Origin of the sequence: Mucilaginibacter sp. PAMB04168, from assembly GCF_039634365.2 — a bacterium.
Taxonomy (GTDB): domain Bacteria; phylum Bacteroidota; class Bacteroidia; order Sphingobacteriales; family Sphingobacteriaceae; genus Mucilaginibacter.
The window spans coordinates 2,502,100-2,520,719 of the sequence record NZ_CP155079.2; the positions used below are offsets into that span (position 1 = coordinate 2,502,100).

The 18,620-nt window shown below is 44.5% G+C and carries 12 protein-coding genes; 11 read left to right on the forward strand and 1 reads right to left on the reverse strand.

The features are described 5' to 3' along the window. Window positions 1–296 precede the first annotated feature (296 nt). Genes tkt through pgl form a run of 7 tightly spaced genes read left to right on the forward strand, consistent with a single transcriptional unit; the run spans window position 297 to window position 8,259 of the window. Window positions 297–2,321 carry a transketolase gene (gene tkt / locus ABDD94_RS10600; protein ID WP_345955848.1) on the forward strand — a complete coding sequence of 675 codons (2,025 nt, stop codon included), beginning with the start codon at window positions 297–299 and terminating at the stop codon, window positions 2,319–2,321. Further along, window positions 2,318–2,773, forward strand: coding sequence for an RpiB/LacA/LacB family sugar-phosphate isomerase (locus ABDD94_RS10605; protein WP_345955849.1), 456 nt, complete (start codon window positions 2,318–2,320; stop codon window positions 2,771–2,773). Before tkt ends, ABDD94_RS10605 begins: the two co-directional genes overlap by 4 nt. Beyond that, window positions 2,770–3,897, forward strand: coding sequence for a transaldolase (tal, locus tag ABDD94_RS10610; RefSeq protein WP_345955850.1), 1,128 nt, complete (start codon window positions 2,770–2,772; stop codon window positions 3,895–3,897). Before ABDD94_RS10605 ends, tal begins: the two co-directional genes overlap by 4 nt. After that, complete coding sequence (locus tag ABDD94_RS10615) at window positions 3,894–4,526, forward strand: HAD family phosphatase (RefSeq protein ID WP_345955851.1); 633 nt, start codon at window positions 3,894–3,896, stop codon at window positions 4,524–4,526. Before tal ends, ABDD94_RS10615 begins: the two co-directional genes overlap by 4 nt. Window positions 4,527–4,560: 34 nt before the next feature. Further along, window positions 4,561–5,967, forward strand: a complete 1,407-nt coding sequence (gene gndA, locus ABDD94_RS10620; RefSeq protein WP_345955852.1) for an NADP-dependent phosphogluconate dehydrogenase — start codon at window positions 4,561–4,563, stop codon at window positions 5,965–5,967. Between the two features lie 34 nt (window positions 5,968–6,001). Beyond that, a complete protein-coding gene (gene zwf, locus ABDD94_RS10625; protein ID WP_345955853.1) occupies window positions 6,002–7,516 on the forward strand; it encodes a glucose-6-phosphate dehydrogenase in 1,515 nt (504 codons plus the stop codon). An 11-nt stretch (window positions 7,517–7,527) separates the two neighbouring features. Then, window positions 7,528–8,259, forward strand: coding sequence for a 6-phosphogluconolactonase (gene pgl / locus ABDD94_RS10630; RefSeq protein WP_345955854.1), 732 nt, complete (start codon window positions 7,528–7,530; stop codon window positions 8,257–8,259). A 100-nt stretch (window positions 8,260–8,359) separates the two neighbouring features. On the opposite strand, the gene ABDD94_RS10635 is transcribed toward pgl, so the two are convergent. Then, the gene (locus tag ABDD94_RS10635) at window positions 8,360–10,264 is read right to left on the reverse strand and encodes an AAA domain-containing protein (protein ID WP_345955855.1); all 1,905 of its coding nucleotides are present in this window, start codon (window positions 10,262–10,264) and stop codon (window positions 8,360–8,362) included. Window positions 10,265–10,514: 250 nt separating this feature from the next. Here ABDD94_RS10635 and ABDD94_RS10640 point away from each other — a divergent pair, with 250 nt between their 5' ends. The 4 genes from ABDD94_RS10640 to ABDD94_RS10655 all read left to right on the forward strand — a co-directional run bounded on the left by ABDD94_RS10640 (window position 10,515) and on the right by ABDD94_RS10655 (window position 18,618). Further along, window positions 10,515–11,915, forward strand: coding sequence for a serine/threonine-protein kinase (locus ABDD94_RS10640; RefSeq protein WP_345955856.1), 1,401 nt, complete (start codon window positions 10,515–10,517; stop codon window positions 11,913–11,915). A 97-nt stretch (window positions 11,916–12,012) separates the two neighbouring features. Beyond that, window positions 12,013–12,975, forward strand: coding sequence for a hypothetical protein (locus tag ABDD94_RS10645; protein ID WP_345955857.1), 963 nt, complete (start codon window positions 12,013–12,015; stop codon window positions 12,973–12,975). Window positions 12,976–13,070: 95 nt separating this feature from the next. Beyond that, the gene (locus ABDD94_RS10650; protein WP_345955858.1) at window positions 13,071–14,537 is read left to right on the forward strand and encodes a protein phosphatase 2C domain-containing protein; all 1,467 of its coding nucleotides are present in this window, start codon (window positions 13,071–13,073) and stop codon (window positions 14,535–14,537) included. Next, window positions 14,524–18,618, forward strand: a complete 4,095-nt coding sequence (locus tag ABDD94_RS10655; RefSeq protein ID WP_345955859.1) for an FtsW/RodA/SpoVE family cell cycle protein — start codon at window positions 14,524–14,526, stop codon at window positions 18,616–18,618. Before ABDD94_RS10650 ends, ABDD94_RS10655 begins: the two co-directional genes overlap by 14 nt. Window positions 18,619–18,620 lie beyond the last annotated feature (2 nt).

Genomic DNA, 18,620 nt, shown 5'->3' on the forward strand with positions numbered 1-18,620 from the left:
TACCATTTTCGGAGCAGTTTAAATGCCAGGGAGTTTTATCTTCAAAAAGTCAAATTAGAGCTCGTGTTTTTTTAGTGAAAACCTGCAGCCTAGCCATGTGTTAAACTTGAACGATTAAATATGTAAAGATCATTCATATATTCACTTAATTATTGACATATGTCAACGTTACTTTATGTCTTTTATCAAATGTTTGCAGGCAAGCTTTGGTCAGCTTTGTAACGCTGCATTTAGCAGCTAAATTACCATTCAACTAAATAGAATAACCATCATTAAAAGTGATATAACATCCAATCATGACAAAACAAGCATTCTCTCAGGTCGATGAACTCAGCGTAAACACCATCCGGTTCTTATCGGTTGATATGGTCCAAGCTGCCAATTCGGGCCACCCCGGTTTGCCGTTAGGTGCGGCGCCTATGGCTTATGTACTTTGGAGCCGGTTCTTACGCTTTAACCCGGCCGAGCCTAAATGGCCAAACCGCGATCGTTTTATTCTTTCTGCCGGACACGGATCTGCCTTATTATATAGCTTATTACACCTTTACGGTTATGACCTTCCGTATGAGGAACTGAAAAAGTTCAGGCAGTTAGGCTCAAAAACGCCTGGTCACCCCGAATCGACAATGACGCCGGGTATCGAAGTAACAACTGGTCCGTTAGGACAGGGCTTTGGTAATGGGGTAGGTGTAGCCATTGCCGAAGCACATTTAGCAGCCCTGTATAACCGCGAAGGTCATAATTTAATAGATCATTACACGTATGGCATCGTGAGCGACGGCGACTTAATGGAGGGCGTAGCCTCAGAAGCCGCTTCTTTGGCGGGCCACCTGAAATTAGGTAAGCTGATTTACTTATATGACGATAATAAAATATCGCTTGATGGGCCTACAAGCCTGGCATTTACTGAAGATGTACAAGCACGATTTGATGCGTACGGATGGCAAACCCTAACGGTAGAGGATGGCAACGATTTAGCAGCCATTGAGCAAGCTATTTTAGAGGCACAGGCCGATACAGAGCGCCCAACCTTAATTTCAGTAAAAACTATTATCGGTTTTGGTAGCCCAATGCAAGGAACCAATAAGGTGCACGGCGCTGCCTTAGGCGAAGATAACGTTAAGAAAACTAAGGAATTTTTTGGATGGGATCCTGAAAAGACGTTCTTTATTCCGGAAGAAGTAAAGCAACTTTTATTGGAGCCGGGTCAACAAGGTGCACAATTACAAGCAGAATGGAACGAGGCTTTTAAAGCTTACAGCGAAGCTTTCCAAACCGAGGCTAAGCAATTTGATATTGCCTTTAAAGGTGAGCTGCCTGAAGGATGGGACGCACAGTTGCCTGTATTTTCGCCCGAAGAAAGCCTGGCTACGCGTCAGGTATCAGGTAAAACGCTGGAAGCCTTACGTAAGTCGGTGCCATTTTTAATTGGTGGTTCTGCCGATCTTGCAAGTTCAAACGAGACGCCTAAAAGCGGTGACGAGAGTTTCCAGCCCGGCCACTACCAAAACAATACGATATGGTTCGGCGTACGTGAGCATGCCATGGGCGCTATCATGAACGGCATTGATGCGCATGGCGGTACACGTGTGTATGGCGGTACCTTCCTTACCTTTTCAGATTACATGAGAGGTGCTATCCGTTTGGCTGCTTTAACACATGCTCCTGTTACTTATGTGTTTACACATGACAGTATTGCACTAGGAGAAGACGGCCCGACTCACCAGCCGGTTGAACAAGTTACCGGTTTGCGTACAGTGCCTAACCTAACCGTTATTCGCCCGGCTGATGCTAATGAAACCGTGCAGGCCTGGCGTATTGCTATGAGCCGTAACAAAGGTCCGGTGGCGCTTATATTGTCCCGGCAAAAGTTACCGGTGTTAGATCAGAATATTTACCCTTCGGCCAGTAATGTAGAGAGGGGCGCCTATATACTGAAGGATAGCGATGGCGAGCCCGATATCATCTTGATAGCAAGTGGCTCCGAAGTAAAGTTGGTTTTAGGCGCACAAGAGCAGCTTAGTAAAGAAGGCGTCAAAGTACGTGTAGTGAGTATGCCATCATGGGATCTGTTCGACTACCAAGACGAAGAATACCGGAACGCGGTATTGCCACCAAGTGTTACCAAGCGTATAGCAGTTGAAGCCGGTGTTACTTTTGGCTGGTACAAATATGTAGGTATCCAGGGCAAAGTAATTGGTATCGACTCATTTGGCGACTCGGGCGAAGGTGAGGCTGTTTTAGAGCATTTCGGCTTTACCGTAGATAATGTTTATCAAACTGCCCAGCAATTGTTAAATACAAACCCAACACAACCATGAAAATAGGTATTGCCGCCGATCATGCCGGTTATGAGCAAAAGCAAAAACTGGTACAGCAACTCACCGATATGGGTTACGATATTACCGATTACGGAGCTAATACCTACGAACCAACGGATGACTATCCGGATGTTATTATTCCGCTAGGCATGGCATTGCTCCACAAAGAGGTTGACCGTGGCATTGCCGTTTGTGGAAGCGGGGTTGGCGTTTCGGTAGCAGCTAATAAAATACCGGGTGTTAGAGCCGCCTTAATAACAGAAAGTTATTCGGCCCACCAGGGCGTAGAGCATGATGATATGAATTTGCTCTGCGTTGGAGGCCGTGTAATAGGTCCCATGTTAATATGGGAAATAGTTCAGGCTTTTCTGAACGCAAAATATGACGGCGGAGAGCGTTTTCAACGCCGTTTAGATAAAGTAATCGCATTAGAAAAACAATTCAAATCATGAATCCATTAGCACAAATTCCAAACTTTGGCCAAAGCATCTGGCTTGATTATATCCGTCGCAAGTTTATCGCCTCTGGTGAACTGAAAGCGCTTATTGATAATGATAATTTAAGGGGCGTAACCTCAAACCCAGCCATATTTGAAGAAGCCATTGCACATAGTGATGACTATGTGGATATTATTCAAACGTTGGCTAAGTCAGGTAAATCGGCCGAAGAGATATTCCTGGCCATTGCCATAGAGGATGTACAAGCCGCGGCAGACCTTTTTAAAGAAGTATACAAGGAAACCAATGGCCTTGATGGTTATGTAAGTCTTGAGGTGTCACCTAGTTTGGCGCTTGATACAGAGGGTACTATAAAAGAGGCCCGCTCATCATGGCAAGAGCTTGACCGACCAAACGTAATGATTAAGATTCCCGGAACCAAAGAGGGTTTACCTGCCATTACGCAGGTTATTGCCGATGGTATAAATGTCAATGTAACTTTACTTTTTGGATTGGAGAGATACAGGGAAGTGGCTGAAGCTTATGTTGCCGGGTTAGAAGAACGTGATGCAAAAGGAGAGAGGATTGATAACATCGCCTCCGTGGCCAGCTTCTTTCTAAGCCGTATCGACGCAATGGTCGACCCAATGCTTGAGAAAATATGTGAGGAACAAAATAATCGGTCGTTAGTAGCCAAACAATTAATAGGTAAAGTAGCTATCGCCAGCGCACGTGTTGCGTATCATATTTATAAAGAAGTGTTCGAGTCTGATAGGTTTAAAGCCCTTGAAGCTAAAGGAGCCAAACCGCAGCGTTTACTATGGGCAAGCACCAGTACCAAGAATCCGGCTTACCGGGATGTGATGTACATTGAGGCTTTAATTGGCCCGAACACGGTGAACACCGTACCTAAGGACACTTTGAACGCGTTTCGCGATCACGGCGTGCCTGCTGATCGTTTAGAAGCAGGCATAGAAGAAGCACAGTGGGTGCTTTACCAACTGGAAGATGTAGTAGGCATCAAGCTTATCGACATCACCAAAAAGCTTGAAGAAGAAGGTATTCAGAAGTTCATCAAACCATTTCAGAGCTTGATGAGCGTACTGGAAGAAAAACGGGCAGAAGGCGCTGTGTCATGATACAGGATTCAAGCCCAATAAAAGCGCTTTTACTGGACATTGGTGGGATTTTTCTCACCAATGGCTGGGACCGCGGCTCTCGTAAGGCTGCTGCCGATCACTTCAACATCAATTTTGAGGAAATGAATGAGCGGCACCGCATTATATTTGATGCTTATGAGTCGGGCAAGAGCACTTTGGACGAGTATCTTAACTTATTAGTATTTTACGAATCGCGTCCATTTACTCCGCAGGATTTTAAGAGCTTTATGATGGGGCAGTCTCAGCCTTACCTTGATATGATTTCGCTGGTTGCACAGCTCAAACAACAATATGGTTTACAAACTATTGCTGTTAACAATGAGGGTAAGGAAATTAATGAATACCGTATAAAGCAGTACAACTTGAAATCGTTTATTGATGTGTTTGCTTCATCATGTATCATTCAAGCACGAAAGCCCGATAAGAGTATTTATACGACGGCGTTAGACCTGTTGCAGATTAAGCCAAAAGAAGCTATATATTTGGACGACCGGTTGGTGTTTATACAAGCTGCCCAGCAGTTAGGAATCAATACCATACATCATATTAATACGGAAACCACCCGAAGTGCTTTTAACGCCTTTGGGCTGCGTCCTGAAGCAGTGTAAGGCAGGAAATTTCAACTCAAAACACAATTATTTTATGAAATCATATGATTTTGGCATAGTAGGTTTAGGCGTTATGGGCCGTAATCTATTGTTAAATATGGCCGATAACAATTTTGCGGTAGCTGGTTTAGACCTTGATGCTGCGAAGGCTGAATCTCTTGAAAAAGAGGCTGCAGAAGGCCAGGATGTAAAGGCTACTACGCAAGCGCAGGAATTTGTAAGCCTCATACGCAAACCACGTGCAATTATGTTGTTGGTGCCAGCTGGCAAGCCGGTTGATAGCGCTATAGGCAGCTTGTTACCCTTTTTAGAAGAAGGCGACATTGTAATTGATGGCGGTAACTCTTATTTCCCGGATACAGACCGCCGTGTGGCTGAACTTGCTGAGAAAAATATCCACTTTTTCGGCATGGGTATTTCGGGTGGCGAAAAAGGTGCCCGTTTTGGCCCAAGCATGATGCCGGGCGGCGACCAAAATGCTTATGAGCGTTTACGCCCCATTTTTGAAGCTATTGCTGCTAAAGTGAATGGCGAGCCTTGCGTAACGTATTTGGGCAGTGGTTCGGCTGGTAACTATGTAAAGATGGTGCATAATGGTATCGAGTACGGTATTATGCAACTTATATCTGAAGTGTACGACCTGATGAAACGTGGTTATGGCATTAGTGATGAAAAAATACAACAAACTTTCGCGGATTGGAATCAGACCGAATTGCAATCTTTCTTGATTGAAATAACCGGCATTGTACTCAATAAATTTGATGAAGAAACCGGTGAACGTTTAGTTAACAAAATTTCTGACTGGGCTAAAGCTAAGGGTACCGGCAAGTGGACTTCGCAAAATGCAATGGACCTACAAGCGCCAATACCGGTTATTGATGCTGCAGTTACTATGCGTGATATGTCAAAATACAAACCCGAGCGTATTGAGGCAGCTAAGGAACTTACCTGGACAGCAACTGGAGGCGAGATTAGCGAAGAGCAGTTGATTGAGGAACTAAGACAGGCCTTTTACTTTGCCATGATTACCATTTATGCACAGGGATTAGCCCAATTAACCATTGCTTCCAAAACCTACAATTATGGCTTAAACCTGGAACAGGTAGCTAAAATTTGGCGTGGCGGTTGTATAATTCGGGCAGTTGTGCTTGAGGATTTCCGGCAGGCATACGTTCGTAACCCTGAATTGCCAAACATATTGCTGGATAACGAAATTGGCGGCAAGTTGGTAAACAAGCAAACTAACATCCGTACTGTAATTAAATTAGCTGTAGATAAAGGCATCCCAGTAGCGGCTTTTATGAACTCACTTGCTTATTTTGATGCTTATCGTAGTGAGCGCTTAGCAACTAATCTTATACAGGCGCAACGCGATTATTTTGGCGCACATACATACGAACGTACTGACCGCGAAGGAACTTTCCATACACACTGGGATTAATTGTTTACCTATTCATTACTATAATTTTACAAGCATGAAAACAGGTAATAAAGCTAAACCAGCAATCATCGTTATTTTTGGCGGTACTGGAGATTTGGCTAAACGTAAATTAATTCCGGCTTTCTACAATTTATTTTTAGAAAATTGGATGCCCGAGCAGTTTGCTATCATTGGTCTCGGTCGTACAGAGCTCGACGATGAATCTTATCGTGGGCGTTTAAAAGACGGTTTGGCTGAGTTTTCAAGAACCGGTGCTCCGGCCGACGATAAGTGGGCCAAGTTTAATCCGAGTATCACTTACTTTCAATCTAACATAGATGATCCCGAATCATACAAGCAATTGGCCGAAAAGCTGGATGCCTTAGATAAGCAATGGGGAGAAAGAGCGAACAGGTTATTCTATCTTTCAGTAGCGCCAAGATTTATCGAAGCGGTTACTGTTAACATCAATCAATCGGGCTTAGCCAGCGTACCCTCACAAGATCGCATGGTGATCGAAAAGCCGTTTGGCCACAACAAAGAGACGGCTATTGAGCTTAATCAATTGCTTACCCGTACTTTTCAGGAAGAGCAGATTTACCGTATTGACCATTACCTGGGCAAAGAAACGGTACAGAATATTCTGGCCTTCCGCTTTGCAAATGCATTGTTTGAACCGTTATGGAACCGCAACTATATTGAGTCGGTGCAAATAACGGTTGCTGAGCAGGTAGGTGTTGAAGACCGTGGCGGCTATTATGAAAGCGCAGGTGCACTAAAGGATATGATTCAAAATCACCTGCTGCAAATATTGTGTATGGTAGCTATGGAAACACCAGCTTCCTTTAAAGCTGAAGAGATCCGCAACCGTAAGGTAGATGTGCTACGTGCTATCAGGCGTTTTAAACCCGAGGAAGTGCATCATTATGCTGTACGTGGTCAATACAACGATGGCTGGATGCAGGGAAAGAAAGTAGCGGGTTACCGGCAGGAGGAGGGCGTGAACCCCACTTCTAACACGGAGACTTTTGCAGCTATTAAATTTTACCTGGACAATTGGCGCTGGCAAGGTGTACCTTTTTACCTGCGTACTGGTAAACGCATGCAGGAAAAAACATCATCTATCACTATTGAATTTAAGCCGGTGCCACACTCAACTTTCTCAGATGGGCAGGCTGAGAACTTGATGCCTAACCGGTTGACCATTAATATTCAGCCGCAAATGGATATCAGGTTGAGGTTTATGACTAAACGGCCGGGGCTAGAAATGAGCTTAAATCCTTCAGAAATGATTTTTGATTATGATACCTGCTCAACACAGTCGCCGGAGGCTTACGAAACGTTGCTGCTTGATGCCATGCAGGGTGATGCCACCTTGTTTATGCGTTCGGATCAGGTAGAGGAGGCTTGGGACGTAATCACGCCTATACAGGAAATTTGGGAAAATCGCGAGTCGCTTGATTTTCCTAACTACGCTGCAGGAAGCTGGGGACCCGAAACTGCCGAAGCATTGATAGCACGCCAAGGTCATGTTTGGGCTTTGAACGCGCATAACAAAACGCACCATTAATTGCCACAATAATGATTCGCATATTCAAAAATACTCAGGAATTAAGCGATGCCGCGGCACAATTATTTGTGCAATCGGCACAGGAAGCCATTGCCGAAAAAGGTAGCTTTACAGTTGCTTTAACAGGTGGTAGTTCGCCCGTTGCCTTGCATAAGTTACTGGCTGCTTCGCCATACGCTGAACAGGTTGAATGGCAACATGTCTTCATATTTTGGGGAGATGAACGCTGGGTTCCAATGGAAGATGAGCGTAGCAACGCCAAAATGGCTTTTGATACACTGCTTAACCACGTGCCCATCCCCACAAAACAAATCAAACCTATGTATGATGCAGCGGACTCTCCCGAAGCGTTTGCTGCGGAGTACGAGCAGTGGATACGCGAACAGGTTGGTGAAGAGGGTGCGTTCGACCTGATATTTTTGGGTATGGGTGACGACGGCCATACCGCATCCTTGTTTCCTGGTACCGACGTGTTGCATGAGCAAGACAAGTGGGTAGCTGCTTATTACCTGCAGCCGCAGGATATGTATCGTATTACCTTAACTGCACCGCTCATTAATCGGGCAAAAAGGATAGCCGTGCTTACCTTCGGTGAAAAGAAAACGCATGCGCTACATGAGGTAATAGAAGGTGAACGCAATCCTGAAAAATATCCGTCTCAATTACTAAATCCAACTCACGGAGAATTGATTTTTATGGTTGATGAGATTGCTGCATCGCAGTTATCAAAGCCAGCCAATTAATATGTATTCATTTAAAGAAGGCCGGTTAATCGGCTTTCTTCATATAGTAGTGCTAATTTAAAAATCCTTTAATCGAAAGTATCACTACAGGTGGTTACTTCTAACTTATATATTCCCAAGCACTTTGATATCCGCCGTGTTGTTCGGTATAGGTTATAAAGTCGGCGTAAAACGGTAACTGCGCTAGGGTAGAGCTATCGCCTATTACTACCAGTTTTTTACGGGCACGGGTCATAGCTACATTCATGCGGCGTATATCTGATAAAAATCCAATATCACCTTGGTTATTACTGCGCGTCATGCTGATGTATACCACATCACGTTCTTGGCCTTGAAAACTATCAATCGTGTTTATCGCTATTTTTTCACCATAATTAATTAATTCTGGATGATTAGCCAATTGGTCCCGCAATAAACGTATTTGTTCTTTGTAAGGTGATATAACTGCAATACTCGGAAAGTTAGTTAAGTCGTAATGACCGTTGAGTTGCTCTACCAATTGTGCTAAGTGTGTAAATAGAAAGGCGGCTTCTTCAGGATTGGTTGAACTTGTTCCTTCCATCTTTTCGTCAAAACCGCAGCCCGCTGTATCTACAAAGTTGAGCGGTAAATCGCCTTCAAACAACAATTGTTGCGCTACTGATGAATTGGCCATAAGTCTGTCCTGGTAAAATACTTTTGATGAGTAACTCATAATCGACTCGTTCATTCGGTATTGCTCTTCCAATAAAGTAACTGCCTCGGGATGATGCAAAGTACACTTTTCAAGTAGCGTAGTGCTTAATCCGCCTTTTGCAGCCTCAGCCGATTTAATGGTGGGCGGAAGCTGATAATGGTCACCGGCTAAAATCACTTTTTGAGCTTTAAGTATAGGTATCCAACAAGCAGGTTCCAATGCTTGTCCGGCCTCGTCAATAAAAACGGTCTTAAATTTCAGATTACGGATGGTATAGTGGTTTGAACCTACAAGAGTAGCTGTTATTACTTGCGCCTTGGCCGTCAAATCATCGGTAATGTATTGTTCTGTTTTTCCCACATCTTTCATAATGCGGTGCGCCTCATCAAACAAAGCCTTGCGTTGGTCACGTTCTGCCTTTCCAAAGCTGCGCTTGTATTTATGCGCCATATTCTTGTACTCGGCCGCTTGTTTCTTCAACTTTTTTATTTCCTTCATGTGCGGATGATTGGCAATCTGCTCATCAAGGGTAAGCGCTGTTAACCTGTCTGAAACACGAACAGGGTTGCCAATACGCAACACACGTAATCCTTCGGCCGCTAATTTTTCGCTTAACAGATCAACCGCAGTGTTACTGGGCGCAACTACCAAAACCTGTTCTCCTTCTTGAGCAATCAACGTTTTAATGGCTTGTACCAGTGTAGTTGTTTTGCCTGTACCCGGCGGACCATGAACAATGCATAAATCTTGCGCGTCAATGATTTGATCAACAGCTTTATTCTGCGAATTATTTAAGCTAACGGTTGAGGTGTAACTGGCCCGGTTTAAGAAAGATGGTGGCTTTTGTCCGGTTAGTACTTGTATAAGACTGGAGTCAGACTGTTTATCAGACAATACATCAGCTGTTTTAAGTGCATCCTGCATTTCCTTGTAGCTATTCTCATCAAACAGCAGGTCTATACCCAGCTTGCCATCGCGCGACCAATCTGGCAACTCATCGGTAAGCAGAGTAATCTTTAGCCTATCCCTACCCACATAAGCAATCGTGCCTTCCACGCGGTTATTCTTCGGATCGTGGTTGGAAAACAAAGCCGCCGAAGCGCCAAACCTCAACTGGTGGGTAATCTCCTGATGCGTGGTTCGTTCAACTTCAACAGTCAAATAGTCGCCACGGCTAAGTTCAGTTCCTCTTATGGCAATAGGATACCAAGTTAGGCCGTTAGTCCGGCGATCTGTAGCCGAACTGGTCTCGGTAAGTTTTAAATAAGCTTTGCGGTCGTCATCACGTTCAATATTTAACAGGGTTAAAAGCTTTTTAAAATAATCCATGCGACAAAGTTAATAAAGCCGGCAGCTTTTGGCGTAGCGGCTTACCTTACGGCTGTTTTGCATAACAAAACAATTGATTACATTTAAGGGCCACATAAATTTTTAATGCTGTAGCTAAACATTCTTAGAGATAGTTGTCTAAAAAATTAATGTAAAACACAACAAAGCCGCAATTAAAATGTAGTTTACACCGCGTGCTGTTACAACTGCGGCAATATTATTGCGCATATAATTTATCTTGATTAACTAAATGAGTAAAGTATTTACCATAACAGAAGGGTTGGAAAACCTCGGCGCTATGCGCACCGGCGGACAAGGTTCTGTATATAAGGGTCGTCGTACAGGTACGTTGTATACCGCTATCAAACTATTGCCAACCCCCATTCTTACCGAAAGCGAAGACGATAAAAACTACAGAAATTTTCAGAACGAAGTAGCCAAGCTGCAAAAAGTGAATGAGCAGCCCAACCCCAACGTTGTAAAAATAATGAGCTGGGGTTTGTCAGATAGCGGCTCTTTTCCATTTATTGAAATGGAGTATATAGATGGTCCTGATCTTTGCGAACTGCTCCAGCCACCGCACGAAAAGATATTTGCGCTGAAAGAGCTCATAAAAGTAGCCGACCAATTGGCTGGCGCACTGGCTCATTGCCATAAGGTTGGCGTAAAGCACGGAGATATTAAAAGCAATAACGTAAAATATAACGTACACACCGGCAACTATGTACTGCTCGATTTTGGTTTGGCTATCATGACCGAAGATCAACGCCGCAGTAGTATGCGTCATGCTGGTGCTATAGAGTTTATGGCACCTGAGCAGCATGAAGGACATATGCTGCCTCAAACTGATGTATACAGCTACGGGGTTATATTATATGAGCTACTATGTGGCGAGGTGCCGTTTCCATTGAATGGCAATGGCGAGACGGCACGTAACACGGTAATGGTGGCTCATATGGAAACGCCTATTCCCGATCCTTTAAGCAAAAGGCAGGAAAATTTACCTGCGGCGTGGTCGGCCGAGAAGCGGGCACAGGAAATGCAAGTGCCGTATTGGCTGCTGCGCATTATTGTAAGGTGTTTGGAAAAAGACCCGCAAAACCGCTACGCAAGCGGCGTCGAGTTGCAGGAAGCTATCGTAAACAGCAGCTTGCAAGCCACTGAAAATTATGCTCAGCAGCAAGAAGTGTTAAGCACAAGTGCATTGCAAGCGGAGAACGAGCGTCTGCAAGCTCAACTGCTGCAATATCAGCAAGGCCAAAACGACAATGTGGAAGCTAATGATGATGAAGAGGAAGGCTCAAACGTAGTGCTGTCTAAGCCAATGTTTATCTTGTTCATTACCTTATTGGTTCTTTTCATGGGCTTTTCTGTGTATTCTGCTTTCTTTAAGCGTGAGGCAACTGCAATGCTATCTGGTGGGGCCGACACTACACAAACAGATACGAGTACGACCCCTCAACAAGATTTCAAGGTTAATTCTACAGATGTTGAAATCATCAAGCAACGTGCAAAGGATTCTATGCAACGGGTTGTTGATAGCGTGATCAGAGTGGAGCGCAAAGCACAAGAAAAACTAAAAGCGCAGAAAGACAGTGTAAAGAAAGCCGAAGCAGATACCACCGAAACAACTGAGGAGGAGCCGTTTTAAAGGTATTGCTCTAAGATCTGTTTAATGGCATTCAAACATCTGCGGTTGTTTAGATGTTGCGTACACATTATAATTGCATACTACCAAATCTACTCTAATGGATTCTAAACCTAATTTTTGGCAACGAATAGGCATTCAGGACTGGTTTCTGACCAAAGAAGGAACCGAAGCGCTTAACCTAACACCAGCCCTTACACCTGATACTATCTATAAATATATCGTTGAAAAGTTTCGTGAGTCTATCGGTGAGTTATCTTTTGCTGATAGGGTTGTGTTTTATCACGAGTTTATCATCAGCTTTAATGCCGATGATTACAAAGAATTTAATGAAAATAAGCAGGGGATTATAGGGCTTATTGTTAAGGAAACCGTAAAGCGCTTCTATGAGATATTAAAAGAATACCGTGATGCCGGCAAAACTGTAGAGCCATCCGGATCGAAGTGGGTTTTCAGGGTAGTATCTCACCCCGACTATGCACGCGGAGATAAAGGCTTTATAGGCAAACTACTTCCTGATAATAATAATACAGTAGTACCAAAAGAGGAAAATCTTAGGGTAACATTTATTCCCCGGCAAACCGGTATAGCACAAACCTTTGATGTAAACCAGGATGTTTTAAAAGGCTTTACTTACTATAGTGATGGCTATTTCGAAATACCTTACGAAGAGGAGTTGGAGTATGATGCGAAAGATAACACCAAACCAGGTCAGGCGCTTATTGCCCGCTTAGAGACTATTATTCCAGATCAACAGTTTGCTGGTAAAAAGGTAGAGTTTCTGATGAAAGATGAAGAGATCATTGTAACGGGCAGTGAAGATACCCGCGATGAGGCAGATGTTTTCAAAATACCGTCAGACTGGGTAAACGTGCCACATCTTGCTATAAGGTTTAACAAAGCCGATGGCAAGTTTTACCTGGCCTCTTTTGGCGAGATGACAACGCTTAATGAAGTACTTATTTCCCGTAGCGATGTGAACGCACCCGCCTGGGTCGAGTTGCCTGTTAACTCGCGTATGTTGCTTAATGGTATCATTGGCCTAAATCTTTTTAAATCATAGCTGTATGTCACAAATTTTATCTATAGGGCTATTAGTACTGGTTGTAGGCCTGCTGGCCACTCATTTTTATGACATCAAAAATTCGGGAAAACGTAATGGCTGAGAACTATTTTGGATTAACCGATACCGGCAAAGTCCGGGGCAATAATGAAGATACTTTCATTGCACAAAAAACAACGAGTAACCTGGTTTTAGCCTGTGTGATTGATGGCGTAGGCGGGTATAGTGGCGGCGAAGTTGCTGCGGCAATTGCCCGCGATGAAATTATTGCACAAATGGACAAAGTAAACACCGACTTTGTACCGGCCATGGTGCAGGCTTTCAGATTAGCTAATAAAAGTATATACGCCCGTAAACAACAAGAGAAGGAATTAGAGAGTATGGCTTGCGTAACAACGCTTGCAATGGTTGACGTGGAGAAAAACCAGTTCTACTATGCGCATGTTGGCGATACGCGCTTATACCTTTTACGTGATGGCTCTTTAGTTAAAATATCAAAGGATCAGTCTTTTGTAGGTTTCTTGGAAGATTCGGGCAGATTAAGCGAAGCTGCAGCTATGAGTCATCCTAAACGCAACGAAATTAACAAGGCCTTAGGCTTTGATGGTGCTATTGATACTGACGATGCTTATATCGAAACTGGTCAGTCGCCTTTCTTACCAGGCGATATGCTGTTGCTTTGCAGTGATGGGTTGTCTGACCTGGTGGACAGAAACGAGATCACAGGCATTATCACACAGGGTACGTCGTTACAACAAAAAGCATCTCAGCTTATTGAGTCTGCCAACAACAAGGGAGGTAAAGACAACATAACTGTGGTACTGGTGCAGCATCCCAAAGCTTCCCAACAGCCGGCAGCTACGGTACCACCAACGGCTTTAAAAAAAAAGGACTTTTCAGTTAGGGAGGATAAGCCCAAGGTAGATAGCGTAGTAGAAAGTGCTAGTACAAAACAAGAGCCTGCTAAAGTTATAGTAAAAAATAACAAGGGGTTATCCGTTATATTGGCTGTGCTGTGCGTGGCGTTCTTGGGTTCTACGGTGTGGTTTTACAGGCAGTGGAAATCTAGCGAAGCTTTGGTAAGCCGGCCTGTTGCAGATACGTCTAGTGTAAAAAACGCACACAATCCCGATGAAGTAAAGCTTCAGCAAGCTATTGATAAAGTAACCGGTGATACAGTGGTATTGTCTGATACGGTATTTAAGCAGCCAATAATCATTAGCGATAGTATACACATACAAAAAGACACACTTTATATACGGGCAAAAGGCAACGTATTGTTTAAGCGCGATTCGAGCTATAACGGTCCGGCCTTGGCCTTGTCTGTTAACTGTAAACACATCGTGTTAGACGGTGTTAAATTTGATGGCTTTGCCATTGGTATTCAATCTCATAACACCGCACTTGAGTTGAAGAAAGTACAATTTTTAAACTGCCTTCAACCTTTACTAAAGCTTTATAGTTTTGATCTTAAAAATCGCGTTACCAGTTCTTTACCTGCAGTAACCTATACTACTGATACTTTGAAAAATACTTCTACAAAACCTAATGGAAACAAATAAAATTGAGACCGGCGGCCGTGGTAAGGAACGGGTGTTTTTATTGCTAATCACCATACTATTTGCATTTTTATTTTACCGTTTGTACACCGTAGTGCAGTTGCGCTTTGCTGATGTAGATAAGCGATTGAAAGAGGGTACCATGGTGAACCTTAATGATAAAAATCCGGCGGCACGGTTCCGAACGTTGCTGCAAAAAGGTTACTACTTTGAGGATAAACGCGACATAGACCTAATAGAGGCTATTGTTGCAAATGGCATTAGTACAGGCGAAAAAATTGACAACATTGGTGAGCTCAACAAGCGCAAGTATTACATTAATGCTGACGATGCCAATGAAAAGGGTGGCGAGTCATTTAAACAGAGGGTAAGCGCTTCGCGCTCGTTACTTGGATATACTGGCGATGACTCGTTAAGATTTATTCAAGAGAGAAGGAGCGCACCTGAGCTGCCAGCCGTCGTTGACCTGAATATGGGTACGCACAGCATAGGTGGAAAGATAATTAACAAAGAGCAACCGGTTGGCGGCGTATTGTTGCGTTTACAGATGATCTTACCGCAGGATAGCATTTACAACGATGAAACCGGTGAAGAGGTTAGGCCCATGACTGAAAAAAGCAGCACCTATACCAAAATTTATCTGCCAGATAGCGCCGGCAAAAAGCATCTCCAGTCTTTTACAGCATATGCCCGTACCGATGGCGGAGGGAAATTCCAGTTCAGGAACCTCCCTGATGGAAAAGCATTTAAAGTATTACCATTACAGCCTGGCTACCAGTTTGGTACATCGCAGGGCGTACAAAACCTTGATGAGGACGTAACGTTCAATTTTCGACAGTCGCCCCATACGTTTAAACTGTTATCCACTCGGGATTTTAATATTCTAAAGAAAGAGAAATCGCTCATTATCCGTGCACCGCAAGAGTTTAATAAATGGTTTTGGATAATTGCGGGTTGCTTTGTGGCAGGGTTCTTCATCATACATCTTATTCTTTCTATCCGCTTTAACGGGGCCGATCAATTGATACTACCTATCATTATGATTCTTACCGGTATGTCATTCCTTACGTTGCTAAGCTTGCAAGATCCGCTTCGCGACCGCTTTTTGGCTAAGGATATGCTTACTTACTTGGGAATGGGTGTAGCGGCTATCACAGTGATGTTGCTGTTTAACCTGCGCCGATTTACGGTTGATACCTGGGTTTACCGTATGGGTATTTTTAAAAATGTGCCCAGTGCAGCTAACGGCTGGCCGTGGGTTGTTTTAGCGGTGGGCCTGTTGGCCCTTACTATTGTTTTTGGCACCGGGCCTGAAGGGAGTGGGGTAAAAGTAAACCTGTTTGGCTTTCAGCCCAGCGAGATTGTTAAATATCTGATCATCTTTTTCCTGGCCGGCTTCTTTGCCGCTAATGAAAAGCTGATAAGCGAATACACCAGTTGGACAAAGCGCTGGTCGTTTTTTTCATTTGCATTAGTAGCTATATTAGTAACCCTGACGCTTTTCTTGCTGCTGGGTGATTTAGGACCGGCAATGGTGGTATGTTTTACCTTCATCACGCTATTCTCTTTTTCTCGGGGCGATTTTGCATTTATGGCAGGCGCGGTAATTATTTACGTGCTCACCTCCTGGGTGGTTAAAAACGTATGGCTGTCGGCACTTATAACGGCCGCCATAGTAGCCTTGCTCATGCTGTTTCAGCGGCGGCAACTTAGCGAGTCGGCCGTAATGGTATTAGTGATCATGGCAGCGTTTTTAACCATCGATCAGATACCTTACCTGGATAAGGCTTTTCCCGGACCTGTGCAGCGCTTGGTTGACCGCAAAGCTATTTGGCAGGACGCCTGGAACAACGAAGTGTACGGCGGCGACCAGGTAGCCAACGGCCTTTGGGCCATGGCCAGCGGCGGTACCTCGGGGCAAGGCGTAGGTGAGGGCTTTGCTAAAACCATCCCCGAGGCACATACCGATATGATTTTGCCTTCTATGGGCGAAGAATTCGGCTGGACAGGTATTGTATGTATTTTCCTGCTTTTTCTCTTATATCTTCACCGGGCCATATTAATTGGCCGGCGTACGGGCACGCCGTTTCTATTTTACCTATGTGCAGGGATAGGTATATCAACTTTTGTACAATTCCTGCTTATTGCAGGCGGTTCAACCGGTGCACTGCCGCTTTCTGGTGTCTCTTTACCTTTTCAAAGTTATGGCGGTTCATCATTAGTGGCTAACATGCTGGCTTCAGGCTTCCTGTTGTCGGCCTCATTGGTAAGAGGTACGCCAGTGCAGATGACTTACATTTCGAAACAACAAGACAGAAACCTGGTGCCGGCTCTTATAGCTGCTTGTGTAGGTGTTTTATTGCTAACGGTCAATGTGTCGCGCTATCTTTTTAACAACAGTAAGTGGGTAGTACAGCCTGCGTTAGTGGCCGATAAAAGTGGTGCACGTATGTTTAGCTATAACCCACGCATTGCTATATTGATGAACCGTTTGCAAGCCGGTAATTTGTACGACCGTACTGGCGCTATACTGGCTACCAGCAAGCCCCAGCTTATTCGCAAACAACGCGGTAAATTGGCCGGGGCCGGTGTAGCTGGATACAATCTTGATTCGGCCATGCATAAACGGCTCGATCGTTATTATCCTTTCGAAGAGCAGGCGTTTTTTTGGACAGGCGATGCTAATACGGGTGTGTTTAACGGTAGTGCGAACGGCTACTTTGCCGAATATGAACATGCGGCCGAGCTGCGTGGCTTTAAACTACCCACCACCAGTTACAACACCATAGCCAGCCGCTATCGCGAGGACCGTTTCCTGGCGCGTGGCGTAAAGGAAATGACGGTAGTGAAAAAAGACTACAGCGCGTTAGCGCCGCTACTGCTCGCCGGCATTAACAGTAAAGAAGTTGAAGCATTCAAAAATCGTAACCGCGATGTACAGCTTTCTATTGATGCCGGTTTGCAAACCAGTATACAACGTTCGCTGGCCACTGATACTTCACTGGCCGATAATCGTGTGTCGGTTGTAATAATGGAGGCTGGCACCGGCGATGTGCTTACTTCGGCTGTTTACCCATTGCCGCCCGTACGTAACTGGGAAAAACTGACCATGACTTATGCGGAGCAAAACCAGTTGGCACAATGGATGACGACATCCGACTTAGGTTTTACCACGGCAACACAGCCAGGTTCAACAGCTAAAGTATTAACAGGGTTGGCGGCGTTTAACAAATTAGGGCACGTTGCAGCCAGCAAAACGTTCACCGTAAGCGCTGCTGAACGTATTCGTACCAAAGGCATAGAACCCGATGAAACCGGCGTTATCAACCTGCAGCGGGCCATTGTAAAATCAAACAACGTTTACTTCATTAAGCTGGCTAACGAAGAGCATTTGCAGGAACAGATGGCAGATCTGTACCTCAAAACCGGTATGTTTTTACATGGCGTAGGCGGTTATTATTACAACCGCGAAACTGTAAATACCGCGCAGGAAGAGAAATGGCGTGAGCTTTGGCGTAAAACAGAATTTAACACTAAGCCCCGGTATAATCCAAATAACATTCGCCGTACCCGGGCTAAGGGCATATCTGGCATGGCTTGGGGGCAAGGCGAACTTATTGCTACGCCAGCAGCCGTTGCCAGGCTGGTATCTAGCGTTGCTAATAACGGTACTTTGCTGCAAAACCGGTTTGTGTTAAAAGTAAGCGACGCCGAGCAGCTAGTTAAAGCAGGTACACAACTGGTAAGCAATCCGCAATATGCACAACTAATGCGTAGTTATATGATTGAGCAAAGTGCTCCTAAAGCTTATACATTGGGGATATCTGTGGCTGGTAAAACCGGTACGCCCGAAAGGATATGGAAAGGACAACAAATAAACGACGGTTGGTATACTTTTTTTGCGCCCAAGGCTAACGGAACCGGCAATATGGTGGTTTGTGTACGTGTGGAGGCTACCAAGGGATCTTCTGATGCGGTTAAATTAGCCGGAAAACATGTTGTGCCTTTTCTGGTTAAAAAGGGTTACATTAAAAGTATTGTTGAACAAACAACCAAACAAGAGCCGGAGCTTATTGAAGAGTAGCA

What these genes read in the sequence shown, in the direction of transcription:
- tkt (WP_345955848.1), top strand. Translation starts at nt 297, where the DNA reads ATGACAAAACAAGCATTCTCTCAGGTCGATGAACTCAGCGTAAACACC.
- ABDD94_RS10605 (WP_345955849.1), top strand. Translation starts at nt 2,318, where the DNA reads ATGAAAATAGGTATTGCCGCCGATCATGCCGGTTATGAGCAAAAGCAA.
- tal (WP_345955850.1), top strand. Translation starts at nt 2,770, where the DNA reads ATGAATCCATTAGCACAAATTCCAAACTTTGGCCAAAGCATCTGGCTT.
- ABDD94_RS10615 (WP_345955851.1), top strand. Translation starts at nt 3,894, where the DNA reads ATGATACAGGATTCAAGCCCAATAAAAGCGCTTTTACTGGACATTGGT.
- gndA (WP_345955852.1), top strand. Translation starts at nt 4,561, where the DNA reads ATGAAATCATATGATTTTGGCATAGTAGGTTTAGGCGTTATGGGCCGT.
- zwf (WP_345955853.1), top strand. Translation starts at nt 6,002, where the DNA reads ATGAAAACAGGTAATAAAGCTAAACCAGCAATCATCGTTATTTTTGGC.
- pgl (WP_345955854.1), top strand. Translation starts at nt 7,528, where the DNA reads ATGATTCGCATATTCAAAAATACTCAGGAATTAAGCGATGCCGCGGCA.
- ABDD94_RS10635 (WP_345955855.1), bottom strand. Translation starts at nt 10,264, where the DNA reads ATGGATTATTTTAAAAAGCTTTTAACCCTGTTAAATATTGAACGTGAT.
- ABDD94_RS10640 (WP_345955856.1), top strand. Translation starts at nt 10,515, where the DNA reads ATGAGTAAAGTATTTACCATAACAGAAGGGTTGGAAAACCTCGGCGCT.
- ABDD94_RS10645 (WP_345955857.1), top strand. Translation starts at nt 12,013, where the DNA reads ATGGATTCTAAACCTAATTTTTGGCAACGAATAGGCATTCAGGACTGG.
- ABDD94_RS10650 (WP_345955858.1), top strand. Translation starts at nt 13,071, where the DNA reads ATGGCTGAGAACTATTTTGGATTAACCGATACCGGCAAAGTCCGGGGC.
- ABDD94_RS10655 (WP_345955859.1), top strand. Translation starts at nt 14,524, where the DNA reads ATGGAAACAAATAAAATTGAGACCGGCGGCCGTGGTAAGGAACGGGTG.